The following is a 25,618-nucleotide window of genomic DNA, read 5'->3' as shown; positions in this document are numbered from 1 at the left end:
CGCCCTCCCGGCCGTTCACAGCAGCATCATTCCCCCCACGCCGACCAGTACCAGTACACAGACCAGCGTCCCCAGGGTCTCGGCAGCACCCATCGTCCCCGGCCGGGCCCGGGACAGTCCGCCGATCCGCCGATGGGCCGTGATCAGCAGCCCGACCCAGGCCAGCGCCCCGAGCGCGGCGGCCGCCACGGCGGGGCCCGACGGCTGCGCGAGCGCCACCCGCGCCGCCAGCGCGACGGAGACGGCGCAGGTGAGCGTCGTACGGCGCCAGGCCAGCCAGGTACGCTCCGGCTGCGCGCCCGGATCGCGGCCCGCCTCCGGGTCGTGCGGCACGCCCACGCCCGGTCCGCCGGCCGTCGGACGGCCGGTCACCGGCCCGCCAGGCCGAGCACGACGACGGCGATGACCAGCAGTGCCGCGAGCGCCGTACCGCTCGCCAGCAGCACCGGGAAGCGCGAGGCCGGCAGGTCCTCACCGCGGCGCATGGCACGCTCGCAGCGCACCCAGTGGTTCACCGCGCGGAAGGCGCACAGCGCCGCACCGGCCAGCAGCACGATCGCGACGCCCGTCCGCACACCCCAGCGCAGGTCCGTCAGGAACTGGTCGACCGCAATCCCGCCCGCCACCAGGGCCAGCGCGGTGCGTATCCAGGCGAGGAAGGTGCGCTCGTTGGCGAGGGAGAAGCGGTAGTCGGGTGTGGTGCCCTCGTCCCTGAGCCGCTGAGGTGCGAACCACAGCCGGAGGGTCCCCGAGATCCGGTCGCGCATGCCTCAACCGTACGTCGTGACCTGCGGCTCGCTTCCGGTGGTACGCCGAAGCGCCGTCCGGTGGGCCCTCACAGCGCCGAGAGGCGGCGATGGCATTCCAGCCCGTCCGGGACGACGTCTCCCTCCGCTGCCCAGCCGTCCAGCCGCCGCTCCAGCTCGTCCGCCGGGAGGAAGTCCCACCACTCGACCTCCTCGGGCTGCGGCTGGACGGGCAGCGTGCACACCACCTCGTACACCTGGAGGAACCAGGAGAATGCGGGCGTCTCGAAGAGGAACTTCAGCCGCCGCTCGGGCTGCGGCAGCCCGCTGACGCCCAGCTCCTCCTCGGCCTCCCGGAGCGCCGCCGTGTCGTAGTCCTCGCCTGCGCCCACCACGCCGCCCACCACGACGTCGTACATCCCGGGGAAGATCAGCTTGGTCGGGGTGCGGCGGTGCACGAAGATCCGGCCCGCGGCGTCGCGCACCCGGATGGAGGTGCTGCGGTGCCGCAGCCGCTTCGCGTAGACCTCACCGCGCAGCCGCTGCCCGATGACCCGGTCCTGCTCGTCCACGATGTCCAGCAGCTCGTCCGCCGCGCGCCCCTGCTCCGTCATACGCCCATCCAAGCACCACCGTTGACGCGGACGGCTCCGTAGGGGTGTCCGACGGCCCGGCCGAAGGTTACTCTCCGGTCACCGGTCGGGTGCAGCTGTACGAGAGGTGGGAGCATGGCGTACGACGCCGATGTGATCGTGGTCGGAGCCGGGCTGGCGGGCCTTGCCGCGACGGCCGAACTCGCCGACGCCGGGCGGCGCGTCATCCTCCTCGACCAGGAGCCCGAACAGGCGCTCGGCGGCCAGGCGCACTGGTCCTTCGGCGGCCTCTTCTTCGTCGACTCCCCCGAACAGCGCCGGCTGCGTATCAAGGACAGCCGCGAACTGGCCTGGCAGGACTGGCTGGGCACGGCCGGCTTCGACCGGCCGGAGGACCACTGGCCGCGCCGCTGGGCCGAGGCGTACGTGGATTTCGCCGCCGGTGAGAAGCGGGCCTGGCTCCGCTCCCAGGGGCTGAAGCTCTTCCCCGTGGTCGGCTGGGCCGAGCGCGGCGGTTACGACGCGGGCGGCCACGGCAACTCGGTACCCCGCTTCCACATCACCTGGGGCACCGGACCCGGGCTCGTCGAGCCGTTCGAGCGCCGGGTACGCGCGGGCGTGGAGCGGGGCCTGGTCGAGCTGCGCTTCCGGCACCGCGTCACCGGGCTCTCGCGTACGGCGGGGACGGTGGACACCGTGACCGGCGAGGTACTGGTGCCCAGCGACGCACGGCGCGGTACGGCCAGCAGCCGCGAGGTCGCCGGCCGCTTCGAGCTGCGTGCCCAGGCCGTGATCGTCACCTCCGGCGGCATCGGCGGCAACCACGACCTGGTGCGCGCCAACTGGCCCGAGCGGCTGGGCACTCCGCCCCAGAAGCTGCTCTCGGGCGTCCCGGCGCATGTGGACGGGCTGATGCTCGGCATCACGGAACAGGCGGGCGGGCGGCTCATCAACCGCGACCGGATGTGGCACTACACCGAGGGCATCGAGAACTGGAACCCGATCTGGGCCCGGCACGGCATCCGTATCCTGCCCGGCCCCTCCTCCCTGTGGCTGGACGCCACCGGACAGCGGCTGCCGGTCCCGCTCTTCCCCGGCTTCGACACCCTGGGCACCCTCGACCACATCATGCGGACCGGCCACGGCTACACCTGGTTCGTACTGAGCCAGAAGATCATCGAGAAGGAGTTCACGCTCTCCGGGTCCGAACAGAATCCGGACCTGACCGGGCGGTCCGTACGCGACGTCCTCGGCCGGGCACGCGGCGGCGCGCCCGGGCCGGTGCAGGCGTTCATGGACAACGGCGTCGACTTCGTGATCGAGCGCGATGTCGCCACGCTGGCCCGCCGCATGAACGAACTGACGGGGGACAAGCTGATCGAGGCCGACGCGTTGCGGCGGGAGATCGCCGCCAGGGACCGCGAGATCCGCAACCCCTTCACCAAGGACCTGCAGATCACCGCGATGCACGGCGCCCGGCGCTATCTGGGCGACCGGCTCATCCGCGTCGCGACCCCGCACCGGCTGCTCGATCCCGCCGCCGGCCCGCTGATCGCCGTACGCCTCAACATCCTGACGCGGAAGACGCTGGGCGGGCTGGAGACGGATCTGTCCTCGCGCGTGCTCACGGCGGGCGGAGAGCCGCTGCCAGGTGTCTACGCGGCCGGCGAAGCCGCCGGTTTCGGAGGCGGCGGCGTGCACGGCTACCGGTCCTTGGAGGGCACCTTCCTGGGCGGCTGCCTCTTCTCGGGCCGTACGGCCGGGCGTGCTGCCGCACGGGCGGTCGCCTGACCGCCCTTGCGGGGTCATCCGAGCTCGACCACCACCCGCCCCGTGGTCACCCCGTCGAAGACCCGCTGGACGGCGTCCGCGGCGCCGTCCAGCGCCACCCGCTCGCTCACCAACGGCCTGACAGCGCCTTCCGCAGCAAGACGGGTCAGCTCCTCATGGCAGCGGTCCACAGCGGACGGCTCTTTCTGCGCGTAGAGGCCCCAATGCAGCCCGAGGATCGAGTAGTTCTTCACCAGCGCGTGGTTGAGCCCCGGTGTGGGCACCGCGCCGCTGGCGAAGCCGACGACCACGATGCGCCCCTCGAAGGCGACGGATCTGGCGGACGCCGCGTAGGCGTCACCCCCGACCGGGTCGTAGACGACATCGGCCCCCTTGCCGCCGGTGGCCTCCTTCACGGCGGCGATGACATCGTCGCTCCGCCGGTCGATGACGACGTCGCAGCCCAGCTCGCGGGCAACCGCCGCCTTCGCCTCACCGCCGACGACGCCCAGCACCCGCGCCCCGGCGGCCTTGCCGAGCTGGACGGCGGCGCTGCCGACACCCCCCGCGGCGGCGTGCACCAGCAGGGTCTCGCCCTTCTGGAGGCGGGCGCGCCGGTGGAGGCCGAACCAGCCCGTCTGGTAGCCGATGTGCAGCGCGGCGGCTTGGGCGTCGTCCAGCGCCTCCGGTGCGGGCCGGGCGCTCTCCTCGCTGATGACGGCCAGTTCGCCGAAGGCGCCGCAGGGCAGTACGGGCTGTCCCAGCACCCGCTCCCCCGCCCGGGGCCCGCCGACGATCTCGCCGCACAGCTCCACGCCGGGGGTGAACGGCAGCGGCGGCCGGATCTGGTACTCGCCCCGGCACAGCATGGCGTCCGGGTAGTTGACGTTCCCGGCCCGCACCCGCACCAGCAGCTGGCCGGGCCCCTGCTCGGGCTCGGGTATCTCCTCCAGCCGCATCACGTCACGCGGTTCGCCGTTGGTGTGGACGCGCCAAGCCTGCACGGGATGTCCTTTCATGCCGAACGTTGTGGTTGAGCCTGTCTTGTTTTCCGCCGGACCCTCGCCGTCGTGCTTGCTCGCCGTCGCGGCGGGATTGAGTGCGGGCTCATGGCCTGAGCGCCCGCAGGAGGAGGTCGGCCAAGTGGTCGGCGACCTGCTGGGGGGTGAGCGGGCCGTCGGGCCGGTACCAGCTGCCGAGGTGGTGTACGGAGCCGAAGTGGTAGTCCACGATGAGGTCGGCAGGGGTGGCGTCGCTGAACACCCCGGCGCGCTGGCCCTCTTCGATCAGAGCGCGGAACCTCTCGTGGTAGCAGCGCCGCTCCGCGCGCACCTGCTTCTGCTTCTCGGGCGAGAGCTGGTGCATGGAGCGGAAGAAGATCATGGCGTCGTCGAGGTTGTCGATGGTGGTGACGACGACGTCGGCGGCAGCCGCGCGCAGCCGCTCCTCGACGGGTGCCTCGCGCTGCGCGAGCAGGTCGAGTCGCTCCTGCTGGAGCCGCAGCAGGCGGCCGTAGATCTCGTGCAGCAGATCGTCCTTGGAGCCGAAGTAGTGGTAGAGGGCGCCCTTGGTGACGCCTGCCGCCTCCACGATCTCCTGCACGGAGGTGCGGTCGTAGCCCTGCTCGGCGAAGAGCCGGGTGGCGGCTGCCAGCAACCGCTGCGGTACGGGCGCGGGGGTGTCGCCGCCCCAGCCGTCGTCCTGACGGCTCATCATGCCCGGCATGTCCCAACGTGCCCCATGTCCCGCCGAACCGGCCCTGGTCGCCATGGCCGCCACCTGCCTCTCACTCCTCGTTCATCGGCCGACGTCGCCCGGCCGACTCCGATCCTCGTTCACCTGTCGGGAACGCAGCTCCCGCCGCAGGATCTTCCCACTGGTGGTCTTGGGCAACTCCGGGAGGATCTCCACCTCGCGGGGGTATTTGTAGGCGGCGAGCCGCTCCTTGCAGTACGCGCTCAGCTCCTGAGGCGCGGCATCGGTGCCCTCGCGCAGGCTGACGTACGCCTTGACGGTCTCGCCCCGGTACTCGTGCGGGACGCCGACCACCGCGGCCTCGCGGACGGCGGGGTGCGCGTACAGCACGTCCTCGACCTCGCGGGGCCAGACCTTGAACCCGGAGGCGTTGATCATGTCCTTCTTGCGGTCGACGACATACAGCCAGCCGTCCTCGTCCATGAACCCGATGTCACCGGTGCGCAGTTCACCGTCGGGCATACCGGCGGCCGTCTCCTCGGGCCGCCGCCAGTAGCCGGGGACGACCTGTGGGCCGCGGACGGCGATCTCGCCCTGCTGTCCGAAGGGCACCGGCGCTCCCGTTTCGTCCAGGATGCGCACGACCGTGTCCGGGCCCGGCACGCCCACCGCGAGGGTGCCGGACTCCGGGTCGACGGGCGCCTCTTTCCCGGGCGGTACGGAGGCGCACGGCGCCGAGCACTCGGTGAGCCCGTAGCCGTTGGCGATGTAGGGGCCGTAGGCGGCGCGGAACTTCTCCACCAGCGCGGGCGGCAGTGGCGCGCCACCGGAGGAGATGTGCCGGAACGAGGCGAAGTGCTCGCGGGTCACACCCGGGTGGGCGGCCAGCGCCATGAACGCGGTGGAGGGGCCGACGGTGTAGGCGGGGCGGTGCTCCAGGAAGGCATCGAGGACGACGCCCGCGTCGAAGCGGTAGGCGAGCGCGAGCGTGCCCTTGTTGGCGATGCACCCGCACAGCTGCACCACCATCCCGGTGATGTGGAACAACGGCGCCAGCGCGAAGATGCAGGAGCCTTCCGGGAAGCCGTGACCGACGCGCTGCCGCTCGGCGTTGTAGGTGAGGTTGCCATGGGTGTTCATGGCGCCCTTGGGCGCGCCGCTGGTGCCGGAGGTGTAGCTGATCAGCGCGACGTCCCCGGCAGTCAGCTCCCGCCCGGCGGGCGCCGGTGCGCCGGTACGTGCGACGGCGAGCAGGTCCTGCGCGTCGTCGGCGGGCGCACACCGCTCGAAGCCGAGTACGCGGGCGTCGTCGCGGGTCTGGAGGTCGAGTTCACACGCTGTCAGCACGGTGTGCACGCTGCTGCCGGCCACCGTCCCGCGCAGTCGGTCCTCCCAGGCGCGGTCGGAGCACACCAGCGCGGCGACCTCTGCGTCCTGCAGAACGTGCGCCACCTCCCGCTCCTTGTACATCGGGTTGACGGGTACGACGGTGGCGCCCGCCTTCCACGCACCGAGCACCGCGAGCACATGGTGCGGGGTGTTCTGCAGCATGAGGGCGAGCCGGTCGCCCTTCCGCAGCCCGCGCTCGGCGAGGTGCGCTGCGATCGCGTCGGAGAGGGCATCGGTCTCCGCGTAGCTGAGCCGGCCGTCGAAGTAGGCGAGGGCGGTGCGGCCCGGCACCTCGCGGGCAGCGGCGCGGAAGGCGTGCAGCACCGTCTCGGGCGGGGTGACGGGAGCGCGCTGGGCGGCAGTCAGCTGGGCGAGCCAGGGCTTGTCCTCGTATCTGGTGGCGGCTGCCGGTGTCATGCCGGCTCCCCCTCCCGCGCGCCGTCCGGGGCGGGCCGTGCGCCGTCGAGCCCGGCGCGCGCCCGGCGCTCGACCTTCTGCTGGAGGTGGTTCATGGCGCTCAGCCAGTTGTCCGTGCCGGTGGCACGCGCCGTGTAGTGAGCCTGGGTGGTGGTGTGCGGCAGGACGAGGAAACGCCCGTCGGCGAGCGCGGCGAACAGCGCGTCGGCGACGGCCTCGGGTGCGATGGCCCCCGGCCGCAGCACGACGTCGCCTGCCGCACCGGTGGCCTCCAGCATGTCGGTACGTACGCCCTCCGGGCAGATGGCGTGCACATCCACGCCACGGTGCCGGTAACTGACCGACAGCCACTCCGCGAAGGCCAGGGCCGCGTGCTTGGTGACGCTGTAGGGCGCCGAGCCGACCATCGTGAGCAGCCCGGCCGCCGAGACGGTCGAAACGAATCGGCCCCGCCCGCGCTCCAGCCAGCCGGGCAGCAACTCGCGCGCGGCCCGTACGTGCGCCATGACGTTGACGTCCCAGGCCGCGTTCCACTGGGCGTCCGGAGTCTCGGGGTCGCCCACTGTGCCGACGCCCGCGTTGGCGCAGAACGTGTCGACAGCGCCGCCGAGCGCCTCGCATGCGGGGGCCACGATCGTGGCTGCGTCGCCGGGTACGGCGATGCCGCCGATCTCCTCCGCGACCGACCGGGCCCGGCCCGGATCGAGGTCGTTGACGACGACCCGCGCGCCCTCGGCGGCGAATCTGCGGGCAAGGGCCGCCCCTATGCCCCCACCGGCTCCGGTGACGACAACGGAACTGTCGCGCAAGGACTCCATCGACTGCGCCTCCACTCTTCGGGCTTGTGCTCCTGCGGCCCCGTTGGGACGCGGGCGGCAGAACGGCCTGCCGGCCCCGCTCCCGCCCGGCAGACTAACCAGTCGGTATGTCGTTACGGAAGAGGTGTCCGTCGAACCCCGGAACCCGTTCCTGGACCGGCCCGGGAACGACCGCGGCGCGAGGCTCGTTCTTCAGCTGTGTGCGGCGCGCGGCGTCGCGTATGCGTGACAGGTGGAGAGCCCGGAAGCGGCTGCGTCCGCTGAGGCGGGAAATCGCCCCTTACAGGAATAGAGGGCCACATCCGGGGTAATCCGCCACGCCGAAGCAAGTGCGCGCTCGCCGCGCGAAAAAGCATCGCCGGAGACGGATCCGGAGTGCGGGGTCGTACGTCACACCCCCGACGACACGGGTCCTCTCCGCCGGAGGTGGGATGATTGGCCGGTTTCAGAGCGCTCGCCCGACAAGTCCGTGACCCAGACAGAGACCCGTCCCAACGACGACAGGCACTGCGCAAGTGCCTGGAACGGTTCGCCCCCTACGGCCACCGCGCCACGTGGCAACATCTGTGCAGAAACGCCGGGTTCCATCCCGACGACCGCGAACCCGACCCCGCGCTGCTCGTCGCGGCGCTGGAAGAGCTGGAGGAGGCACGCGCGGTCTGGCTCGCCTACGAGTCCGAAGTCGCGGCCCGCCGTAAGCGGGAGAAACGCAACGGCATCAGACAGCCCACCGCGCTCGACGAGTGGCACCGCAGGACGTGGGGCGGACGGTCGCTGATGCGGTGCGATCCGGCTCAGCCACCGACTCCCCGGCTGGCCGAGGTGCTGCGCCGCATGATCGCCATGACGGACGACGCGTGCGAAACCCCTCCGCAACGCCGCGGCCTGCGGATGGACCGGGGGGTACGGACGGAGATCCGCACCGACGGCTCCGGCCGCCGCGCACACCGCCAAGGCACGGGCTCCCGACTGGGCTTCAGCAACCCACTCCCCTCCCAGGGCTGAGACCAAGCCCGATGGGGCGCGGGGAACTGCGCGATCAACCACAAAGAGCCTGCACACGGCCGCCGGACGCAACCCCTACGGCGGGCTGCCGCGCCCCGCGCATACGTGCCGGGCACGAGTTGGGGGTGGCGCAGCGCCGCAGGCTCCTGGCATGCTGACGGCACCTGCTGAGCAGTCGCTTAGCCGAAGCCCTCTCTTCCGCGTCGGCGCCTGCTCCATGGCACCCCGCATAGGAGGAACATTCGCATGGCGGAACCCCGGGTCTTCACCTCGGCCGACGAGCTGCGCGCCGCGGTCGGCCAGGAACTGGGCCACAGCGACTGGCTGGAGGTGGACCAGAAGCGGATCGACCTGTTCGCCGACGCGACGGGTGACCACCAGTGGATCCACGTGGACCCGGAGCGCGCTGCCGAGGGCCCCTTCGGCAGCACCATCGCGCACGGCTATCTGACGCTGTCGCTGCTGCCCGCCCTCGTCCCGCAAATCCTGCGCGTCGAGGGCATGAGGATGGGCGTCAACTACGGCACCAACAAGGTGCGCTTCCCGGCCCCCGTGCCCGTCGGCTCCCGGCTGCGCGCCCGGGCGACCCTGGCCGACGTCAACGAGACGTCGGACGGCGGAGTTCAGGTCGCCGCGCAGGTGACCGTGGAACTGGAGGGCGGCGACAAGCCGGTGTGCGTCGCGGAGAGCCTCAGCCGCTACTACTGGTGACGCCGACGGCCCGGTGGCCCGCCATCCGCAGGGCGAGATCGGCGTACAGCTCGCCGATCTCGTCGGGCGTCCTGCGGCCTTCCGGGCTGAACCAGCGGGCGACGTCGATGCACAGCGACATCACCGCGAGCGCCGTGCCACGGATATCCGGGATGTCGAACTCGCCCGCGGCGACGCCCTCTTCGAGGACCCCGCGCAGAATCTCCTCGCTGCGGCGGCGCAGCACCACGATCCGGGCATAGTGCTCCTCGCCGAGTGCTGCGAGTTCGTACTGGACGACGCGGGCCGTGGTGTGGTGCTCCGCGTGCCAGCGCACGAACGCGCGGACGGCGCGGGCGAGGCGCTGCGCACTGTCGGCGGCGCCCTCGACGGCCTTCTCCAGCACCGCCACGGAGCACTCGTGACCGACCCTGCTGATATGGAAGAGCAGTTCTTCCTTGGTCTTGTAATGGATGTAGAGCGCCGCAGGGCTCATCCCGGCACGCCCGGCGATGTCGCGGGTGGTGGTGGCGTGGAAACCCCGCTCCGCGAACGCCTGGACGGCGCCCAGGAGAAGGCGGCGGGCGGCATCCGGGGTGACGCCGCCAAACGATTCGTCGATCTCGCCCGTCGTCATCCGGCCAGCTTACTGTGCGCTGAGCGGCTGCTTAGCCCCCAGCCCCTGGCCGGGGCTGCGCCTGCTCAGAACACCAACAGCGTGCGCCCGCCCCGCCCGGCCCGCATCGCGGCGAAGGCGTCGCCGACCCCCTCCAGCCCCACCCGCTCGGTGACCAGCGCCCCGAGCTCCAGCCGCCCGTCCCGCACGTGCTGGGCCAGCACCGGAACGTCCCGGGCCGGGTCGGAGTCCCCGTACACGCAGCCGCGCAGCCCCCGCGCGAAGTGGAAGATCTCCAGCGCGGAGAACGAGACGCGCTCGTCCTTGCCGCCGATACCGACGACGGTCGTACGCCCGCCCCGCCTGGTGGAGTCCCAGGCCGCCCGGACGGTCTCCGCGCGGCCCACGCACTCGATGGCCACGTCGGCCCCGTATCCGCCCTCCGTCAGTGCGCGCACCACCTTGGCGGTCTTCTCGCCGGCCACGACGAAGTCCGTGGCGCCTGCGGCCCGCGCCATCTCCTCCTTCTCCGCGGAGACGTCCACCGCGATGATCTGTCCGGCGCCCGCCAGCCGGGCCGACTGCAACGTGGCCAGGCCCACCCCGCCCACGCCGTACACGGCGACCGACTCCCCCACCCGCACCCGGGCGCTGTGGTGCACGGCGCCGTACCCGGTGAGCATGGCGCAGCCCAGCAGCGCCGCGTCCTCCAGCGGCACTCCGGGCGGCAGCGGGAGGACCGCGCGCCGGGGGACGACCGTCTCCTCGGCGAACGCGGCGACGCTCAGCCCGGGATAGAGGCCGTCGCCGCTGCGGGTGCTCGCGTAGGGCGTGGTGGTGGCCTCGTTGGCGCGGGTGCACAGCCAGGGTTCGGACAGCTGGGCGCAGAAGTGGCACTCGCCGCAGTTCGGCGCCCAGTTGAGCACGACACGGTCACCGGGCGCGACATCCAGCACCTCCTCCCCCACGGCGACGACGGTGCCTGCGCCCTCGTGCCCGAGGACGGCCGGTACGGGCTGGCGCAGGGTGCCGTTGGCGAGGGAGAGGTCGGAGTGACAGACCCCGGCCGCGGCGAGCCGCACCCGCACCTGGCCGGGACCGGGTTGCGGCAGGGCTATCGAGGTGACCTCCAGCGGTGCCGAGACGGCGGGCAGTACGGCGGCGCGAACCATGCGAGCTCCAAGCGGCGTGCGGGGACGGGGGGTGGCCTCGGCCGTAGGGATGAGACGTCAGAGCTGGAGGGACTTGGTCTGCAGGTATTCCTCCAGGCCGTGGATCCCCAGCTCCCGCCCGACGCCCGACTGCTTGTATCCGCCGAAGGGCGCGAGGGGGTTGAACCGGCCGCCGTTGATGTCGACCTGTCCGGTCTCCATCCGGCGCGCGAAGGCGACGGCCTCCTCCTCGTTCTCGGACCACACGGCGCCCGCCAGGCCGTAGACGGTGCCGTTGGCTATGCGCAGCGCGTCCTCGGTGTCCTCGTACTTGAGGATGGCCAGCACGGGGCCGAAGATCTCCTCCTGGGCGATGGTCATCTCCGGCGTGACATCGGCGAAGACGGTCGGCCGCACATAGTGGCCGCGCTCCTGGCCCTGGGGAGGCTCGGCGCCGCCCACCACGAGCCGGGCGCCCTCCTCCTGGCCGCGCCTGATGTAGCCGGTGACGCGCTCGCGCTGCTCGGCGTTGACGACGGGGCCGATGCGGGTGGTCTTCTCCGGGGGCACCTCCCGGCCGGAGGCCGGGGGAGGGTCCCCGGCGACGTACTTGGCCGCGGCTTCGGCGGCGAGCCGTACGGCCTCGTCGTAGCGCTCGGCATCCACCAGCATCCGGGTCCAGGCGCTGCACGTCTGGCCGGAGTTGGCCATCACATTGGCGACGCCGACCTTGACGGCCTTCTTCAGGTCGGCGCCGGGGAGGATGACGTTGGCCGACTTGCCGCCGAGCTCCAGTGCGACGCGCTTGACACCGGACGCAGCCACCGCGCCTATCCGGCGGCCGACGGCGGTGGAGCCGGTGAAGGAGAGCAGATCGATGCCGTCGTGCTCGGCCAGTGCCTGCCCGGCGACCGGCCCGAGCCCGGTGACGAGGTTGAAGACACCCGCGGGCACGCCCGCCTCGTGGACGGCCTCCGCGAACAACTGGGCCACCAGCGGGGTGTCCTCGGCGGGCTTGAGCACCATGGTGCAGCCGGCGGCGAACGCCGGGGCGGCCTTGGCGACGATCTGGTGCAGCGGATAGTTCCACGGTGTGATGGCACCGACGACGCCGACCGGCTCGCGCAGCACCCGGGAGTTGCCCGTCTGCTCCTCGAAGGCGTACTCGGCGGCCAGCTCGGCGTAGCCGGCGCAGACCGCGATCGGCACGGCGGCGTGCACCTTCTGCGAGAAGGTGAGCGGCGAGCCGAGCTCGGCGGTGATGGTCTCGGCGATCTCCTCGCGCCGGTCGGCCAGGATCTGCTGGAGGGCTTCGAGGCGCGCGGCGCGCTCGGCGGGCGGGGTGGCGGCCCAGCCGGGCAGCGCGGCGCGGGCGGCGCGCACGGCCGCCTCGACGTCCTCGGGGCCGCCCGCGGGGACGGTGGCAAGGAGGGTTCCGTCGGCGGGGTTGGTGACCTCGATCGTCCCGGTGCCCGCTGCGGGGCGCCAGGCGCCGTCGATGTACATGCCGTCGTGTGCCTTCATGAGGGCAAACCTACTGTCGGGTCAGCAAGGTGTCAGCACGGCCTCCGAGTGCCCTGGATCACCGTGCGGGCGGCGGCGCAGCCGGGTGTGCGGGGCGCGGGCTCGCGCGCGTGGTGCGCCGGGGACCCGGACGCGTGGTGCGTTGACGGGGGCCTTCGTTATTCCTATGGTCCTGCAGAGGAATTCATGAGGCGGCGGGAGTTGGCGATGGGCCAGGGCACCGACAGCACCACCAGCACGACCAGCACCTCCACCGACCGGGCACGGGAGCAGGCACGCAAGACGGCCGCGCGCCTGAGCTATCTGTCCGGCTTCGGCAACGAGCACAGCAGTGAGGCCGAGCCGGGGGCGCTGCCCGTCGGACGTAACTCCCCCCAGCGCGCGCCCCTCGGCCTGTACGCGGAGCAGTTGAGCGGCAGCGCCTTCACCGAACCCCGGGCGCACAACCGCCGCTCGTGGCTCTACCGGATCCGCCCCTCGGCAGCGCACCCCCGCTTCCTGCGCACCGACAACGGCGGGCTGCGCGGCGCGCCCTTCGAGGAGACCATCCCCGACCCGAATCGGCTGCGCTGGGGCCCGCCGCCCGAAGCACCCGCGGGCACCGACTTCCTGGCGGGCCTGTGGACGCTGGGCGGCAACGGCGATACGCGGCAGCGCTGCGGCATGGCCGTCCATCTGTACTCCGCCGACGCGTCGATGACCGACCGGGTCTTCAGCGACGCCGACGGCGAACTGCTGATCGTCCCCGAGCGCGGCGGGCTGCTGCTGCGCACCGAGTTCGGGCTGCTGCGGGTCGAGCCGAGCCAGGTGGCGCTGATCCCGCGCGGGGTGCGCTTCCGCGTCGAGCTGCTGGAGGAGAGCGCGCGCGGCTATGTCTGCGAGAACTACGGGCGCCCCTTCACCCTGCCCGATCTGGGGCCGATCGGCGCCAACGGACTGGCCAACGCCCGGGACTTCCTGGCGCCCACGGCCGCGTACGAGGACGTGGAGGGCCCGGTCGAGGTCGTCAACAAGTTCTGCGGGAATCTCTGGAGCGCCGTCTACGACCACTCACCGCTGGATGTCGTGGCCTGGCACGGCAATCATCTGCCCTACGTCTACGACCTGCGGCGCTTCAATGTGCTGGGCACCATCAGCTACGACCACCCGGACCCGTCGATCTTCACCGTACTGACCTCGCCGTCGGACACCCCGGGGCTGGCGAACGTGGACTTCGTGGTCTTCGCGCCCCGCTGGCTGGTGGGCGAGGACACCTTCCGGCCGCCGTACTTCCACCGGAACGTGATGAGCGAGTACATGGGCCTGATCGAGGGCGCCTATGACGCCAAGGCCGAGGGTTTCCTCCCCGGTGGCGGCTCGCTGCACAACATGATGTCGGCGCACGGTCCCGACCGGGAGACCTTCGAGCGGGCGTCGGCCGCCGAGCTGAAGCCGCAGAAGGTCGACGACGGACTGGCGTTCATGTTCGAGACCCGCTGGCCCGTCTCGCTCACGGAGCAGGCGGCCGGCGCTGCCCATCTGCAGTCGGACTACGACGCGGTGTGGCAGGGTCTTGAGCGCCATTTCCCGGCCCCCTGAAACCCCCGGCGCCGACCTCACCTGTGGAGGCACGTCCCATGACGCCGCTGTTCACCCCGGATTCCGTCGAACTGAACCGGAAGCTGCCGCTCTGGTACCAGGTCTCGCAGTCGCTCCGCGCCTCCATACTGGGCCGCCCGCCACAGGCACCGGACCGGCTGCCGCCCGAGGACCAGCTGGCCGGACACTACGGGGTCAGCGTGCTGACCATGCGGCAGGCGCTCAAGGAGCTGGAGGCGGAGGGGCTGATCAGCAGACACCGGCGGCGTGGCACCTTCATCGAGCCGGACGCACGCCGCTCCCGTCCGGTGCGGCTGCTGGGTTCGGTGGACACGATCGTGGCCCAGCAGTCCGGAGAGCCCACCACGCTGCTGGGCCACGGCCCGGAGCCGGTCCCCGCCGAGCTGGCGGAGCACTTCCCGGGTCGGAGCGAGGCGATGGCCTACCGCAGGCTGCGCTGCGAGCGGGAGAGCGGCGAGCCGACCAACTGGGCGCTCAACCTGATCCGCCCGGACGTGGCCGAGCACATCGACCCGGCGGATCTGCGCCGCGGCTGGCCGATGACGAAGGTACTGCGGGATCGCGTGGGGGTGCGCATCAGCAGGATCACGGACACGGTGGAGGCGCGGCTGGCCGATCCGGAGACGGCCCGGCTGCTGGAGGTTCCGCTGCTGAGCCCGATCCTGCACTACACGGGAGTGACCTACGACGGGGAGGAACGGGTGGTGGACGTGGTGCGTATCCACTACCGGGGCGATCGCTTCGCCTTCTCCGTCACGCTGGAGAACGTGACGGACTGACGGGCCGGACGTACTGCACAGCTGACGCCACCGGGCCGGGTGGCAAAGGGGCAAGGGGAACGGCCGCCGGGCCGGTCTGCCGGAATCCGCGGGGATTCCGCACTCCGCGGGATCCCGCAGAGGGACAGTCCGGCGGCCGTCTTCAGCCGCGGCCGCCGAAGAGGGTACGGCGCAGCTTGCGCAGCGGGGCGAAGAGCGAGACCCGCGCGCCGCGGTTGCTCGCCCGGCTCCGCACCGCGTCGCGCTGCGTGATCTCCCGCATCAGCGTCGTCGCGTCCTCCGCCTCGCCCTGTGGGACGGCGGGACCTGCGAGCACGGAGAGGTGCCGGTCGAGGCGCGAACTCGTCGCGCCGGTACCGCATTTGATCGCGGGCACCCGCGCCCTGCTGCCGACTGTTATCTGTTCCATGTCACTCCCCACCCGTACGAGGGCACCCGGCCCGGGCAGAGTAACCCTATCTCCCGACTACGACACGCGTGTATCCCGGCCACAGCATTCACCTGCCCCACAAGGCTGTTGAGGAACACGGTACGCCGTCCCGGCACCTGCCGGGCACCCCGGGAAACGCCGCAAATACGGACACATCGGCCGGAGTTCGAAAGCCGACCGGTGCACACAGGGGGCGGACAGCATCTCCAGGTGCGCGGGTGGCACGCCGCGAAACCCGCGTGCGAGTGGAGCCATCATGCCGGATCATGGCGGTCATGTGTACCGACCGCCGACCCGATGACAGGAGTGCGGCCCTGGCTTCCGAGACCCCGACGACGCCCCCGACCACCCCTGTCCCGAGCCCCGACCAGGCCGCGCCGCAGGCTGCGACCCCGCCCGAGCGGGCGGTGGCCTCCCGGCTGCACATCGACGACAGCGACTCCGCAGGCGACATCATCGACGCCCTCTTCCTGGGCCGTTTCACCCTGGGGGAACAGCCGTACTCGCGCAGCCACACCGTCGACCGCATCAAGAAGGGGCACACCCTGCTGCCGCCGGGCGCGCAGGTACTGCGCGAGGCCAAGGACGACAACTCCGGCTCGGTGCTCGCCGAGGGGGACGGCTGGACGGTACGGGTCTCGCGCTGGAACCGGGGCGCCGAGGTCACGGTCACGGCGGTCACCGACGAACTGGCCGAACAGCGGCTGAAGCAGGCAGTGGACGGCGCGGAGGACGAGCCCGAGCCCCAGGAGGACCAGGTCTCCATGGGTTTCTGGTACCACTCCCCCATGCGCGGCCCGCGCCGCACCTCCCGCACGATCAGCGCCGGGTCCTGGGCCGATGTGCGGCAGAACTACACCTCGCGGGTGGCCACCGCCATGGACGACCTGATGAAGGTCACCCCTGACGAGATCTCCGGGCGCCTCCTGCTGCTGCACGGCCCGCCCGGCACCGGCAAGACCTCGGCGCTGCGCACGCTGGCCCGCTCCTGGAGCAACTGGTGCCAGGTCGACTGCGTCCTCGACCCCGAGCACCTGTTCAACAACATCGGCTACCTGATGGACATCGCCATCGGTGCGGACGACTCCGACCCGGAGTCCGGCCGCTGGCGGCTGCTGCTTCTGGAGGACTGCGACGAACTGATCCGCGGGGAGGCCAAGTACGCGGCGGGGCAGGCGCTCTCCCGGCTGCTGAACCTCACCGACGGACTGCTCGGCCAGGGCCGCAACGTGCTGGTGGGAGTCACCACGAACGAGGACCTGGAGCGGCTGCACCCGGCCGTGGTCCGGCCCGGGCGCTGTCTTGCCCGGATCGAGGTGGGCTCGCTCAGCCGCGCGGAGTCCGTCGCCTGGCTCGGCACCGAGGAGGGCATCGGGCGCGACGGTGCCACCCTGGCGGAGCTCTACGCCCTCAAAAAGGGCAAGCGCCCCGCCGACGTCCCCCACCAGGAGCGGGAGAGCTCGGGCCTGTATCTGTGACCGGCGGGAGCCCCTCAGCTGTGACCGGCGGGGGCCCTTCCGGACAACCATCGGCCGCGTTCGAGGGTCTGTTCCGGCAAAAGCCCGTTCAGGGGGAGGACCCGCACATGCGCTCTCGCTCCATCGCCGGCACGGCCACCGTCACCGCCGCCGCGACCGTCGCCCTGCTCACCGCCGCGGCGGCCACCGCCACCGCGGCCCCGCCCCGGACCACGGCTCCCGGTTTCCTGACCGCCGACGACCTGCCCCCGCACGCGACATCGCCGTGGTCCGAGGGCCCGGTCAGCAAGGGCCTGCCGGACCCGGAGCCCTTCTGCATGACCGGTGCGATCCCGAACACCGCCGGCACCTACCACCGGCTCTTCGGCACCGACTACGACACCCACGCCTCCCAGGTCAGCGTCAAGGCCGCGTCCCCGAAGGCGGCCGGCAAGCTGGCGGCCAAGCTGGAGAAGCGCGCGGCGAACTGTGCGGCCGACTGGCTGCGGGACAACCCCGGCAGCACGGCCTCCTGGGACGACTACGGCACCGTCGACACGGGGGACAGCGCGCACATCTACGGCGTGCACACCGCGCCACCGGAGTCCGAGCACGGCGTGAACCTGTTCGCGGTGGTGCGCAAGGGCGCCAAGGTCACCGTGATCCGCTGGGCGGAGATGGGCACCCTGGCGCACGCCCCGGTGGCGGCTTTCCGTACCACGACCACCATGGCGGCGGCCCGCCTCTGACGCCGAACCGCCTGCCGGAGATCGGGCCCTGCCGGGTCCGGAACAACTGCCGGACCGGGCCCGCCTGCCGGAGATCGGGGGAGCGCGGATCGGGGGAGCGCTACGCGCCGTACTGCGCGCGTAGCGCATCCCGGGCGGCGGCCAGTGCGGCCTCCTGGTCGGCGCCCAGCCGCCGGGCCCGGGCCGCGAAGGTCTGTGCGGCCTCGGCCAGTTCGCGCTCGGTGACACCCCCGGCGGCGGCGATGAAGGTCCCGTTGCGGCCCCTGGTCTCGATGACGCCGTCGGTCTCCAGCGCGCGGTACGCCTTGGCGACCGTGTTCGCCGCAAGTCCCAGCTCCTCCGCGAGACCCCGCACGGTCGGGAGCTTGTAGCCCGTGGGCAGGTCGCCGCCACGCGCGAGCGCGGCGATGCGCGCCCGCACCTGCTCGTACGGCGCCTCCGGCGCGTCGGCGTCGAGGGTGATGCTGAGGGCGTTCGTTGGGTTCCGCGGCACGGGTCCTCCGGGGAGCGAGGGGCTTACGGGGGCGATTCTCCCCCACCTGGGGAAAACGGGAAGCGGCGCGCCGCACGGCCGACGTAGCCTCCGCGCCATGACGCTCACAGTCCGCGCCCTGCGCGCCGACGATCCGCGGGACGCCGAGGCCGTCGCCATTGTCCGCCGCGCGACCGTCCCGTATCTCGTCTGCACCGCCGAGACGCTCGGCTGGGAGGTGGCGCACGCCCCGGCCGGGCAGCGGCTGCGCTGGATCGTCGCCGAACGGCCGGACGGTACGGTCGCCGGCTGCGCGGACGCGGGACTGGTCGCGGGGAGCACCGAGCCGGGGCAGGGTTTTCTGCACACGGCGGTTCCGCCCGGGACGTCCGGCCAGGGGGTGGGCTCGGCGCTGGTGGCCGCGGGTGAGGCGTATCTGGCGGGGATCGGCGTGCGGCGGGTGCACAGCTGGGTGGCCGGCGACGACCGGGCCGGAGGCTTCGCCGGGCGCCGCGGTTACGCCCGCTCCCGGCAGGCCCGCTTCCTCGGGCTCGATCTGCGCCGTGGGGCCCTGCCCCGGCTGCCCGAACCGCTGCCCGCGGGCGTCACCCTGCACCGGGTCGCCGAGTTCGCCGAGGACCTGCGGCCGCTGTACGAGGCGGACGTGGAGTGCGCAGCGGACGAGCCGGGCGATGTGAGCGTGGGCCGCACCCCGTACGACGAGTGGCTGCGGCACAACTGGCAGCGGCCCGACTGGGACCTGGAGCTCAGCAGTGTGGTGCTGGTGGACGGCCAGGTCGCGGCGTACAGCGTCGCGCAGACGGACGGGGTGGAGCGCTACTGGTCGGCGATGACGGGCACCCGGCGCACCTTCCGGGGCCGGGGGCTGGCGCGGCTGGCAAAGCTGGCCGCGCTGCGCCGTGCCCGCGCCGCCGGTTATGCCCACGCGTACACCGGCAACGACGCGACCAACGCGCCGATGCTGGCCGTCAACCGGCGGCTGGGCTATGCGGAGGTCGCCACGGAGTGGCGCTGCATCAAACAGCTGTGAGGGGCCCGCGGCCCGGTGTCACAGCGCCGAACGGTTCCCGGTGTCCACGGCGACGGTGGAATCCGCGGCCTGCCGTGCGGCGTCCCGTACCTGGTCGGCCGTGAGCGCGTATCCGGTTCCGGCGTCCGTGGTGGAGCGGGCGAACACGACGCCGTACACCCGGCCGCCGGGCGTCAGCAGCGGGCCGCCGGAGTTGCCCGGCCGGATCTGTGAGCGTATGGCGTAGATGTCGCGGGTGGTCAGCGCACCGCCGTAGATGTCCTGGCCCCGCGCCGGGGTGCGCGCGGCCACGGCTGCCGCTCGCAGGTCCAGACCGCCGTTCTCCGGGTAGCCGGCGACCACTCCCTGGTCGCCCCGGCCGGCGTCGCCTGCGAAGTGCAGCGCGGGCGCGGTCAGACCCGGCACATCGAGGACGGCGATGTCCTTCTCGGGGTCGAAGAGGACGACCTTCGCCGCGTACGGGCGTCCGACGCCGCCGACCCGGACGGTCGGCGCGTCGACGCCGGCGACGACGTGCGCGTTGGTCATCACATGGCCGCGGGCGTAGACGAAGCCGCTGCCCTCCTGCCCCTGTTCGCCGCCGTCCACGTCGGCGACGCCCTCGACCTTGACCGTGCTGCGCTGGGCTGCGGCCGTCGCCGCCCTGGTGACGGCGTCGCCCGACGGCTGGGGCACCGAGGCGCCCGGCTCCTGCTCGAAGGGATTGAAGACGGGTGGGAAGCCGGCAGTGGTGAGCGCGCCGGTTGCGCGGTTGAACCACGTCGCGGCGCTGGAGGGCATCCGCTCGTGCACGCCCTCCAGCAGGGAGGAGCCCCTTATGGCCTGGTTGAGCGCGGGCGAGGGCGAAGCGGCGAGCGCGCTGCCCGCCACCCACCCGACGACGAGCACGGCGACGATGTTGACGAGGGCACCGCCCGCTCCGTCCACCCAGCGCGCGGGGGTGCGGCTGAGCGCCTCGCGTATCCGCCAGCCGAGCGGGGAGGCCAGCGCGTGCCCGGCGAGCGCGGGCGCCAGCACGGTCAGCAGCGCGAGGACGGTGGCGGTGGTCGTGCCGCGCTCCGCGAGGTCGAGGACGAACGGCAGCAGCCAGACGCCGAGGACCGCGCCCCCCACGAAACCGGCCAGCGAAACCAGGCCGGCGACCAGTCCCCGGCGGTATCCGGAACCGGCGTAGGCGAGCGCTGCGAAGATCAGGAGCAGATCCAGCAGATTCACGGCCGCGCTCCCTCCCTTCGACTCGTCGCCCTGCTTGTCGCGTTCGTCCTGTACCTGCTCCGCTGTGCGCACGTGCGGTCAGGCGGGGCGTTCAGGGAGAAAAACGCATAACCACAGCTAGCGGTTCCCCTCTGCTGGAACCCGCGCCTCCGGTCACGCGCCTCCGGTCACGCTGCTCCGCGCTGCCGGAACGTCCGGCGATAGGCGGCCGGCGTGGTGCCCAGAGCGCGGCGGAAGTGCTGCCGCAGTACGTCGCCCGAACCCATGCCGGTGCGCTCGGCGACCGAGTCGACCGGCAGGTCGGTGGTCTCCAGCAGTTCGCGGGCCCGGGCGAGGCGCTGCTGGTTGAGCCACTTGAGCGGGGTGACGCCGGTCTCCCGTACGAAGTACCGGCCGAAGGTGCGGGTGCTCATCCCCGCACGGGCGGCGAGCTCGCCGATGGTGAGGGGCTCGTGCAACCGGGCCAGCGACCAGTCGAGCACGGGTGCCAGTCCGCCGGCCCGAGCGGCGGGCACGTCAGGCGCGGGCACGTACTGGGCCTGGCCGCCCTCCCGGTGCGGCGCCACGACCATCCGGCGCCCGACAGCGGCGGCGGCAGCGGAGCCGTGATCGACGCGGACGATGTGCAGACACAGATCGATGGCGGCTGCGGTGCCCGCGCTGGTGAGCACGTCGCCGTCGTCCACGTAGAGCGAGTGCTCGTCCACCCGCACCCGCGGATACAGCCGCCGCAGCTGGTCCGCGTACATCCAGTGGGTGGCCACCGTGCGCCCGTCCAGCAGCCCGGCGGCAGCCAGTACGAACGCACCGGAGCACAGGGATACCAGGCGCGCTCCCCGGGCGTGCGCGGCGCGCAACGCCTCCAGCAGGGCGCGGGACGGCACGTAGGAGCCGAGCACACAGGCCGGGACGACCACGGTGTCCGCCTCGGCGAGCGCTTCCAGGCCCCGCTCGACCACCAGCCGCAGCCCGCCGGCCATCCCCCGGCTGCCGGCCAGTAGGTGCCCCCAGCCGCCCTCGGACTCGGCGCACAGGGTCAGTTCGTAGCCCGGGGACTGGAAGACGGCCGTGGGGACGGCGAGTTCGAAGAGTGCGATCTCCTCCAGCACGACGACCGCGACCCGGACCGGCGGGGTGCCCGTGGCAGCGTCTGCGTTCATGGCGCAAATATACGGCTGTCTGTCATTTGCGCCAGTGGTGGCGTCGGCGCAGGGCTTCGAGGGTGGAGTCATGCATTCGATCCGTCCGGTCCCCGCTCCCCCGCGGCTCCCCTCCCCGCCGTCCCGCTCCGGTCTTGCACCGCACTGGCGGCTCGGGCTGACGGGCATGGCGGCGATCGCCGTCACGTTCGGGTTCGCGCGCTACGGATACGGGCTGTTCCTGCCCGAGTTCCGGGAGCACTTCGGTCTGTCGGTCTCGCTCGTCGGCCTCGTCGGCAGCGCCTCGTACGCCGGCTATCTGGTGGCACTGCTGCTGGTCGGCGGGCTGGTGGCGCGCTTCGGACCGCGGCCGCTGGTGGTGGTGGGCGGGATGTGCGCGACGGTGGGTACCGCCTTGGTCGCCCTCGCCACCGGTCCGGGCACGCTGACGGCGGGGCTGGTGCTGGCGGGCAGCAGTTCGGGGTGGGCGTGGGCGCCGTACTCGGACGCGGTCGACCGGGTCGTGCCGCCCGCGCTGCGTGAGCGGGTGACCGGCGCGATAGCGACAGGCACCGCGTTCGGCGTCGCCGTCGCGGGGCCCCTCGCGCTGGCCGCGCGGGGCACCGGATGGCGGTTCGCCTGGCTGGTGTTCGCCGTGCTGTCACTGGCCACCACCCTCGCCAACGCGCGCGTACTGCCCAGCGGGCCGCATGTGCCACGTCCCGCGGACGCGCCGTACGCGCGGAACGGGACGGCGCCGCGCGGGCTGCGCCGGTTCGCCCGGCGGGCCGCAGTGCCGCTGTTCGCAACGGCGCTGCTGTACGGCCTTGTCGGCGCCGTGTACTGGGCGTTCGCGGTGGAGGCGGTCACCTCGGCCGTCGGCGCGCACAGTCCGCTCTCTCCGCTGTTCTGGACGGTGATGGGGTTGGCGGGCACGGCGGGGGTGCTGACCGGGCACGCGATAGTCCGGCACGGGCTGCGCAGGGTGCAGGCGGGGTTGTTCGCGGGCATGTCGTGCGCCGTCGCGCTGCTGGGGCTGGCCCCGGGCTCGCTGCCTGCCGTGCTGGGCTCGGCGGTGCTCTACGGCCCCTGCTTCATGGCGGGTTCCGGGCTGCTGGCCGTATGGAGCCACCGGGTCTTTCCGGAGCAGCCCTCGACGGGGTTCAGCGGGACCGTGTTCTTCCTCGGTCTGGGCACCCTCGTCGGTCCCGGTGCCGTGGGTGCGGTCGCCGGTGCGTACGGGCTGCGGGCGGGGCTGTTGCTGACCGCCGTGCTGGGGGCGCTCGCGCTGGCCGCGCGTCCGGCGCGGCGGGTCTCCGCAGCCCGAGCCTGTTCGGGCGCTTAGTCGCTCCTTAAGCGAATCCTAAAGATCGCCTCAGAAGCCGCTGTAGGGCGATTCTGAGCCTCCAACGTGGCTAACGTGCTGGTCGCCGGGGCGGGTTCGGCCGGGCCGCTGGGGAGGCGGTGCCGTCCCGAGCCCGTCCCGGGCCCCCACTCGCCACGTCCGCGTGGCAATACGTCCCCGTCACGAGGAGCCTTCACATGACCGTTCGCCGCACGGCCGCAGGGATCGTCGCGCTGGGCTTCGCCCCGCTCGTGCTCACCACGGTGGCGGCCACCCCCGCCGCCGCGCACGGTTCCATGGAGGACCCCGTCAGCCGGGTCTCCGCCTGTTTCGCCGAGGGACCCGAGAGCCCGAAGTCGGCGGCGTGCAAGGCCGCGGTCGCCGCCGGCGGGACCCAGGCGTTCTACGACTGGAACGAGGTCAACATCCCCGACGCCGCGGGCAAGCACAAGGAGATCATCCCGGACGGAAAGCTGTGCAGCGCGGGCCGCGACAAGTACAAGGGGCTGGACCTGCCCCGCGCGGACTGGCCCGCCACCGCGATGAAGCCGGGGCAGCACACCTTCCGGTACAAGGCCACGGCGCCGCACAAGGGCACCTTCGAGCTGTACGTCACCAAGGACGGCTACGACCCGGCCAAGCCGCTCAAGTGGTCCGACCTGGAGTCCAAGCCGTTCGCCAAGGTCACCAACCCGACGCTGAAAGACGGCAGTTACGTCATCGACGGCACCGTGCCGAAGAAGTCGGGACGCCACCTGATCTACAGCATCTGGCAGCGCTCGGACAGCCCCGAGGCGTTCTACACCTGCTCGGACGTGACCTTCGGCGGCGGGGCAGCGTCTGCCCAGGCGCCCGAAGCCCCGGACGAGCGGGACATCAAGGCGGGCATGGACAAGTCGACCGTGGACCACAACGGCCACGGCGGCGACCAGCACCCCGCCGGGCACCAGGGCGCGCAGCACGACAGCGAGACGCCCGATGCCGACAAGAGCGACAACTCCGCCAACGCGCCTGTGCCCAACGGCGGTTCGGACAAGACAAAGCTTGCTGAGACCGGCAGCGACGACAACACCGCACCGCTCGCCATCGGCGGCGCCGCCGTGCTCGCGGCGGGTGCCGGGGTGCTGTTCGCCACGGCCCGCCGCCGGGCCACCAAGTCCCGCGGCTGACCGGAACCCGCCGCGGTCGGCGCCGCTTTCCCCGTCGCACCGGGGAAAGCGGCGTCGTACGCTCGTTCCCCGTACAGCGGCGACAGAGCGGAGTGCTCATGACGGCAACGGAAGCGGCCGAAGCGGCGAGAGCCATGGTGGAGGTCACCAGCGAGGAGGAGCTGCGCGCCCTCGTCGGAGAACCGGCCTCCCACGCGGTGAACAAGTCCCGCACCACGCTGCATCAGTTGGACCGCGAATGGCTGGCCCGTTCACCGCTCTGCCTCGTCGCCACATCGGCGGCCGACGGAAGCTGCGACGTCTCCCCCAAGGGCGACCCGCCCGGCTTCACCAAGGTTCTGGACGACCGTACGATCGCCCTCCCCGACCGGCCGGGCAACAAGCGCATCGACGGGCTGCGCAACGTCCTGGCCAACCCGCACGTCGGCCTCATCTTCTTCCTGCCGGGCCGCGGCGACACCCTCCGGATCAACGGACGGGCGCGGATCGTGCGCGAGGCGCCGTTCTTCGACGAGATGGTGGCGCGGCGCAACCGCCCCAAGCTGGCACTGGTGGTGGAGATCGACGAGATCTTCCACCACTGCTCCAAGGCGTTCCTTCGCTCCGGCACCTGGCAGCCGGAAACCTGGCAGCCGGACGCACTGCCGAACCGCGCCCGGCTGGCCAAGGCCCTCGACCGGACCGAGGACTCCCTGGAGTTCCTGGAGGAGTACTACGGCCCGAAGTACGCCGAGAAGATCTACACCGAGGGCTGAGCCTCGAAAGCAGCCACCTGTCCTCAGGAGAGGCAGGTGGTGGGGGTGGCGTGGGCCGGGTCGAGCGCGTTCGCCGTCTCGTGCCATGCCACCCGGTCGACGAGCGCGATGGCCACGTGCTCGGAGATGTCGACCGGACACAGGTCCTGGACCGTCACGTTCTTCACGTTCGGGCCGTCGAGGAACCCGGTCTTGTAGGGCGTGGCGACCTGGTCGTATTTGGTGGCGATCACGGTGTACTTGACGCCGGGCACCGTGTCGCCGCCCTCGTTGAGCTTCTTGATGAAGTCGGAGCCCTCCTTCTGCTGGAGCAGCGACGGGCCCACCTCCTCGACCACGTCGCCGGCGGGCGGGAAATGGTCGACCAGCTTGGTCAGCCCGCTGAGGGTTGTGCCGTGGTTGGTGGGTGCGATACCGACGAGTGCGTTCACCTTCGAGGCGCCGCCGAGGAACTTGAGGTAGTAGCGAGGCATCACGCCGCCCTGTGAGTGGCCGACGATGTCGACCTTGTCGGTGCCGGTGGCGGCGAGCACCTTGTCGACGTAGGCGTCCAGTTGCTTGGCGGAGTCCTCGATGGGGCCGAGTCCGTGGAAGAACGGCTTGCCCGGCAGCTGTCCGTAGTCCAGGGAGAACACGCAGTAGCCGCGCTTGACCAGGTAGGGCGCGAACCCGAGCCAGTTGTCCACGGAGTTGCCCAAGGTCCCGTGGGCCAGGACGACGGGGCGGGGATGGGCGGCCGAGGGCTTGCAGGAGTAGTCGTTCCAGCCGCTGGTCGGCCGCTCGCCCCCGGACGGGGCGGCGGCTGTGGCACTGGCGGGCAGGGCCACGCCGGCGATCGCCATGGCCGCAGCGGCGGCTGCTGCTCTGCGTATGCGCTTCGCTGACGACGCTGACAGCTTCAGCTTCATGTACGGCTCCTGGCGCGGTGAGGGGTGTGGTGGGAGCAGAGTTGTTGAATTGCGGTCAACTTACGCGCGAGTAGGGTCGCTGACCAGTAGCTGTACCGAACGAAATCCGGCGCGGGTGACGCGGGGATTGCGCACT

At 72.1% G+C, this 25,618-nt stretch carries 26 protein-coding genes; 11 read left to right on the top strand and 15 right to left on the bottom strand.

From position 1 onward, the window contains the following. Positions 1-15: 15 nt before the first annotated feature. The 3 genes from ACTWP9_RS18645 to ACTWP9_RS18635 all read right to left on the bottom strand — a co-directional run bounded on the left by ACTWP9_RS18645 (position 16) and on the right by ACTWP9_RS18635 (position 1,360). Entirely contained in the window at positions 16-339 is a 324-nt protein-coding gene (locus tag ACTWP9_RS18645) for a DUF202 domain-containing protein (protein WP_443247327.1), read from the bottom strand. A 29-nt stretch (positions 340-368) separates the two neighbouring features. Further along, positions 369-767 carry a YidH family protein gene (locus ACTWP9_RS18640; RefSeq protein WP_443247326.1) on the bottom strand — a complete coding sequence of 133 codons (399 nt, stop codon included), beginning with the start codon at positions 765-767 and terminating at the stop codon, positions 369-371. 68 nt (positions 768-835) lie between these two features. Further along, positions 836-1,360 (bottom strand): NUDIX domain-containing protein, encoded by a 525-nt coding sequence (locus ACTWP9_RS18635; RefSeq protein ID WP_443247325.1) that lies wholly within the window; start codon positions 1,358-1,360, stop codon positions 836-838. A 114-nt stretch (positions 1,361-1,474) separates the two neighbouring features. Here ACTWP9_RS18635 and ACTWP9_RS18630 point away from each other — a divergent pair, with 114 nt between their 5' ends. After that, positions 1,475-3,130 carry an FAD-binding dehydrogenase gene (locus ACTWP9_RS18630; RefSeq protein WP_443247324.1) on the top strand — a complete coding sequence of 552 codons (1,656 nt, stop codon included), beginning with the start codon at positions 1,475-1,477 and terminating at the stop codon, positions 3,128-3,130. Positions 3,131-3,144: 14 nt separating this feature from the next. Here the strand turns inward: ACTWP9_RS18630 and ACTWP9_RS18625 are convergent, their stop codons facing one another. From ACTWP9_RS18625 to ACTWP9_RS18610, 4 genes are all read right to left on the bottom strand, one after another. After that, a complete protein-coding gene (locus tag ACTWP9_RS18625) occupies positions 3,145-4,113 on the bottom strand; it encodes an NADPH:quinone oxidoreductase family protein (protein ID WP_443247323.1) in 969 nt (322 codons plus the stop codon). Positions 4,114-4,216: 103 nt separating this feature from the next. Then, a complete protein-coding gene (locus ACTWP9_RS18620; RefSeq protein WP_443247492.1) occupies positions 4,217-4,822 on the bottom strand; it encodes a TetR/AcrR family transcriptional regulator in 606 nt (201 codons plus the stop codon). An 84-nt stretch (positions 4,823-4,906) separates the two neighbouring features. Further along, entirely contained in the window at positions 4,907-6,610 is a 1,704-nt protein-coding gene (locus ACTWP9_RS18615; RefSeq protein WP_443247322.1) for an AMP-binding protein, read from the bottom strand. Beyond that, the gene (locus tag ACTWP9_RS18610) at positions 6,607-7,428 is read right to left on the bottom strand and encodes an SDR family oxidoreductase (protein ID WP_443247321.1); all 822 of its coding nucleotides are present in this window, start codon (positions 7,426-7,428) and stop codon (positions 6,607-6,609) included. Before ACTWP9_RS18610 ends, ACTWP9_RS18615 begins: the two co-directional genes overlap by 4 nt. 435 nt (positions 7,429-7,863) lie before the next feature. On the opposite strand from ACTWP9_RS18610, the gene ACTWP9_RS18605 reads away from it, so the two are divergent. Together ACTWP9_RS18605 and ACTWP9_RS18600 are read left to right on the top strand one after the other, a co-directional pair. Beyond that, complete coding sequence (locus ACTWP9_RS18605; RefSeq protein WP_443247320.1) at positions 7,864-8,433, top strand: hypothetical protein; 570 nt, start codon at positions 7,864-7,866, stop codon at positions 8,431-8,433. A 246-nt stretch (positions 8,434-8,679) separates the two neighbouring features. Further along, a complete protein-coding gene (locus ACTWP9_RS18600) occupies positions 8,680-9,144 on the top strand; it encodes a MaoC family dehydratase (RefSeq protein ID WP_443247319.1) in 465 nt (154 codons plus the stop codon). On the opposite strand, the gene ACTWP9_RS18595 is transcribed toward ACTWP9_RS18600, so the two are convergent. The 3 genes from ACTWP9_RS18595 to ACTWP9_RS18585 all read right to left on the bottom strand — a co-directional run bounded on the left by ACTWP9_RS18595 (position 9,125) and on the right by ACTWP9_RS18585 (position 12,414). Further along, positions 9,125-9,760 carry a TetR/AcrR family transcriptional regulator gene (locus ACTWP9_RS18595; protein WP_443247318.1) on the bottom strand — a complete coding sequence of 212 codons (636 nt, stop codon included), beginning with the start codon at positions 9,758-9,760 and terminating at the stop codon, positions 9,125-9,127. The genes ACTWP9_RS18600 and ACTWP9_RS18595 overlap by 20 nt on opposite strands. Positions 9,761-9,825: 65 nt before the next feature. After that, positions 9,826-10,911 carry a zinc-binding dehydrogenase gene (locus ACTWP9_RS18590; protein WP_443247317.1) on the bottom strand — a complete coding sequence of 362 codons (1,086 nt, stop codon included), beginning with the start codon at positions 10,909-10,911 and terminating at the stop codon, positions 9,826-9,828. A gap of 57 nt (positions 10,912-10,968) precedes the next feature. Further along, positions 10,969-12,414, bottom strand: a complete 1,446-nt coding sequence (locus ACTWP9_RS18585) for an aldehyde dehydrogenase family protein (protein ID WP_443247316.1) — start codon at positions 12,412-12,414, stop codon at positions 10,969-10,971. Positions 12,415-12,621: 207 nt separating this feature from the next. Between ACTWP9_RS18585 and hmgA the strand changes: the two genes are divergently transcribed. Both hmgA and ACTWP9_RS18575 read left to right on the top strand, forming a co-directional pair. Beyond that, the gene (gene hmgA, locus ACTWP9_RS18580; RefSeq protein WP_443247491.1) at positions 12,622-13,992 is read left to right on the top strand and encodes a homogentisate 1,2-dioxygenase; all 1,371 of its coding nucleotides are present in this window, start codon (positions 12,622-12,624) and stop codon (positions 13,990-13,992) included. A gap of 38 nt (positions 13,993-14,030) precedes the next feature. Then, on the top strand, positions 14,031-14,792 hold the full coding sequence (locus ACTWP9_RS18575) for a GntR family transcriptional regulator (RefSeq protein ID WP_443247315.1): 762 nt from the start codon (positions 14,031-14,033) through the stop codon (positions 14,790-14,792). 142 nt (positions 14,793-14,934) lie between these two features. Here ACTWP9_RS18575 and ACTWP9_RS18570 read toward each other — a convergent pair whose 3' ends face one another. Continuing rightward, the gene (locus tag ACTWP9_RS18570; RefSeq protein ID WP_443247314.1) at positions 14,935-15,201 is read right to left on the bottom strand and encodes a hypothetical protein; all 267 of its coding nucleotides are present in this window, start codon (positions 15,199-15,201) and stop codon (positions 14,935-14,937) included. Positions 15,202-15,497: 296 nt separating this feature from the next. On the opposite strand from ACTWP9_RS18570, the gene ACTWP9_RS18565 reads away from it, so the two are divergent. Continuing rightward, complete coding sequence (locus tag ACTWP9_RS18565; protein WP_443247313.1) at positions 15,498-16,700, top strand: DUF5925 domain-containing protein; 1,203 nt, start codon at positions 15,498-15,500, stop codon at positions 16,698-16,700. A gap of 107 nt (positions 16,701-16,807) precedes the next feature. After that, the gene (locus ACTWP9_RS18560) at positions 16,808-17,428 is read left to right on the top strand and encodes a hypothetical protein (protein WP_443247312.1); all 621 of its coding nucleotides are present in this window, start codon (positions 16,808-16,810) and stop codon (positions 17,426-17,428) included. Between the two features lie 100 nt (positions 17,429-17,528). On the opposite strand, the gene ACTWP9_RS18555 is transcribed toward ACTWP9_RS18560, so the two are convergent. After that, positions 17,529-17,921, bottom strand: a complete 393-nt coding sequence (locus tag ACTWP9_RS18555) for a GntR family transcriptional regulator (protein WP_443247311.1) — start codon at positions 17,919-17,921, stop codon at positions 17,529-17,531. A 97-nt stretch (positions 17,922-18,018) separates the two neighbouring features. Here ACTWP9_RS18555 and ACTWP9_RS18550 point away from each other — a divergent pair, with 97 nt between their 5' ends. Beyond that, positions 18,019-18,951, top strand: a complete 933-nt coding sequence (locus ACTWP9_RS18550) for a GNAT family N-acetyltransferase (protein ID WP_443247310.1) — start codon at positions 18,019-18,021, stop codon at positions 18,949-18,951. An 18-nt stretch (positions 18,952-18,969) separates the two neighbouring features. On the opposite strand, the gene ACTWP9_RS18545 is transcribed toward ACTWP9_RS18550, so the two are convergent. Then, positions 18,970-20,166 carry a MarP family serine protease gene (locus ACTWP9_RS18545; protein ID WP_443247490.1) on the bottom strand — a complete coding sequence of 399 codons (1,197 nt, stop codon included), beginning with the start codon at positions 20,164-20,166 and terminating at the stop codon, positions 18,970-18,972. Between the two features lie 167 nt (positions 20,167-20,333). Continuing rightward, complete coding sequence (locus tag ACTWP9_RS18540) at positions 20,334-21,326, bottom strand: helix-turn-helix domain-containing protein (RefSeq protein ID WP_443247309.1); 993 nt, start codon at positions 21,324-21,326, stop codon at positions 20,334-20,336. A 70-nt stretch (positions 21,327-21,396) separates the two neighbouring features. Here ACTWP9_RS18540 and ACTWP9_RS18535 point away from each other — a divergent pair, with 70 nt between their 5' ends. The 3 genes from ACTWP9_RS18535 (at position 21,397) to ACTWP9_RS18525 (ending at position 24,574) form a co-directional block, all read left to right on the top strand. Then, complete coding sequence (locus ACTWP9_RS18535) at positions 21,397-22,650, top strand: MFS transporter (RefSeq protein ID WP_443247308.1); 1,254 nt, start codon at positions 21,397-21,399, stop codon at positions 22,648-22,650. A 197-nt stretch (positions 22,651-22,847) separates the two neighbouring features. Further along, positions 22,848-23,819 (top strand): lytic polysaccharide monooxygenase auxiliary activity family 9 protein, encoded by a 972-nt coding sequence (locus ACTWP9_RS18530; RefSeq protein ID WP_443247307.1) that lies wholly within the window; start codon positions 22,848-22,850, stop codon positions 23,817-23,819. Positions 23,820-23,917: 98 nt separating this feature from the next. Next, positions 23,918-24,574, top strand: coding sequence for a pyridoxamine 5'-phosphate oxidase family protein (locus ACTWP9_RS18525; protein ID WP_443247306.1), 657 nt, complete (start codon positions 23,918-23,920; stop codon positions 24,572-24,574). A 23-nt stretch (positions 24,575-24,597) separates the two neighbouring features. Here ACTWP9_RS18525 and ACTWP9_RS18520 read toward each other — a convergent pair whose 3' ends face one another. Next, positions 24,598-25,482: an alpha/beta fold hydrolase gene (locus ACTWP9_RS18520; protein ID WP_443247305.1), complete on the bottom strand. Its 885-nt coding sequence runs from the start codon at positions 25,480-25,482 to the stop codon at positions 24,598-24,600. Positions 25,483-25,618 lie beyond the last annotated feature (136 nt).

This window comes from Streptomyces sp. 3N207 (assembly GCF_052246355.1).
Classification (GTDB): domain Bacteria; phylum Actinomycetota; class Actinomycetes; order Streptomycetales; family Streptomycetaceae; genus Streptomyces.
This window is presented reverse-complemented; position numbering and strand designations above follow the sequence as displayed.

Excerpts from the sequence above, each read along its gene's own strand:
- ACTWP9_RS18535 (WP_443247308.1), top strand. The coding sequence starts at position 21,397 with ATGCATTCGATCCGTCCGGTCCCCGCTCCCCCGCGGCTCCCCTCCCCG.
- ACTWP9_RS18570 (WP_443247314.1), bottom strand. The coding sequence starts at position 15,201 with ATGGAACAGATAACAGTCGGCAGCAGGGCGCGGGTGCCCGCGATCAAA.
- ACTWP9_RS18615 (WP_443247322.1), bottom strand. The coding sequence starts at position 6,610 with ATGACACCGGCAGCCGCCACCAGATACGAGGACAAGCCCTGGCTCGCC.
- ACTWP9_RS18560 (WP_443247312.1), top strand. The coding sequence starts at position 16,808 with ATGCGCTCTCGCTCCATCGCCGGCACGGCCACCGTCACCGCCGCCGCG.
- ACTWP9_RS18520 (WP_443247305.1), bottom strand. The coding sequence starts at position 25,482 with ATGAAGCTGAAGCTGTCAGCGTCGTCAGCGAAGCGCATACGCAGAGCA.
- ACTWP9_RS18630 (WP_443247324.1), top strand. The coding sequence starts at position 1,475 with ATGGCGTACGACGCCGATGTGATCGTGGTCGGAGCCGGGCTGGCGGGC.
- ACTWP9_RS18620 (WP_443247492.1), bottom strand. The coding sequence starts at position 4,822 with ATGAGCCGTCAGGACGACGGCTGGGGCGGCGACACCCCCGCGCCCGTA.
- ACTWP9_RS18565 (WP_443247313.1), top strand. The coding sequence starts at position 15,498 with ATGTGTACCGACCGCCGACCCGATGACAGGAGTGCGGCCCTGGCTTCC.
- ACTWP9_RS18590 (WP_443247317.1), bottom strand. The coding sequence starts at position 10,911 with ATGGTTCGCGCCGCCGTACTGCCCGCCGTCTCGGCACCGCTGGAGGTC.
- ACTWP9_RS18610 (WP_443247321.1), bottom strand. The coding sequence starts at position 7,428 with ATGGAGTCCTTGCGCGACAGTTCCGTTGTCGTCACCGGAGCCGGTGGG.
- ACTWP9_RS18525 (WP_443247306.1), top strand. The coding sequence starts at position 23,918 with ATGACGGCAACGGAAGCGGCCGAAGCGGCGAGAGCCATGGTGGAGGTC.
- ACTWP9_RS18530 (WP_443247307.1), top strand. The coding sequence starts at position 22,848 with ATGACCGTTCGCCGCACGGCCGCAGGGATCGTCGCGCTGGGCTTCGCC.
- ACTWP9_RS18540 (WP_443247309.1), bottom strand. The coding sequence starts at position 21,326 with ATGAACGCAGACGCTGCCACGGGCACCCCGCCGGTCCGGGTCGCGGTC.
- ACTWP9_RS18640 (WP_443247326.1), bottom strand. The coding sequence starts at position 767 with ATGCGCGACCGGATCTCGGGGACCCTCCGGCTGTGGTTCGCACCTCAG.
- ACTWP9_RS18600 (WP_443247319.1), top strand. The coding sequence starts at position 8,680 with ATGGCGGAACCCCGGGTCTTCACCTCGGCCGACGAGCTGCGCGCCGCG.
- ACTWP9_RS18550 (WP_443247310.1), top strand. The coding sequence starts at position 18,019 with ATGACGCTCACAGTCCGCGCCCTGCGCGCCGACGATCCGCGGGACGCC.
- ACTWP9_RS18575 (WP_443247315.1), top strand. The coding sequence starts at position 14,031 with ATGACGCCGCTGTTCACCCCGGATTCCGTCGAACTGAACCGGAAGCTG.
- ACTWP9_RS18595 (WP_443247318.1), bottom strand. The coding sequence starts at position 9,760 with ATGACGACGGGCGAGATCGACGAATCGTTTGGCGGCGTCACCCCGGAT.
- hmgA (WP_443247491.1), top strand. The coding sequence starts at position 12,622 with ATGGGCCAGGGCACCGACAGCACCACCAGCACGACCAGCACCTCCACC.
- ACTWP9_RS18635 (WP_443247325.1), bottom strand. The coding sequence starts at position 1,360 with ATGACGGAGCAGGGGCGCGCGGCGGACGAGCTGCTGGACATCGTGGAC.
- ACTWP9_RS18585 (WP_443247316.1), bottom strand. The coding sequence starts at position 12,414 with ATGAAGGCACACGACGGCATGTACATCGACGGCGCCTGGCGCCCCGCA.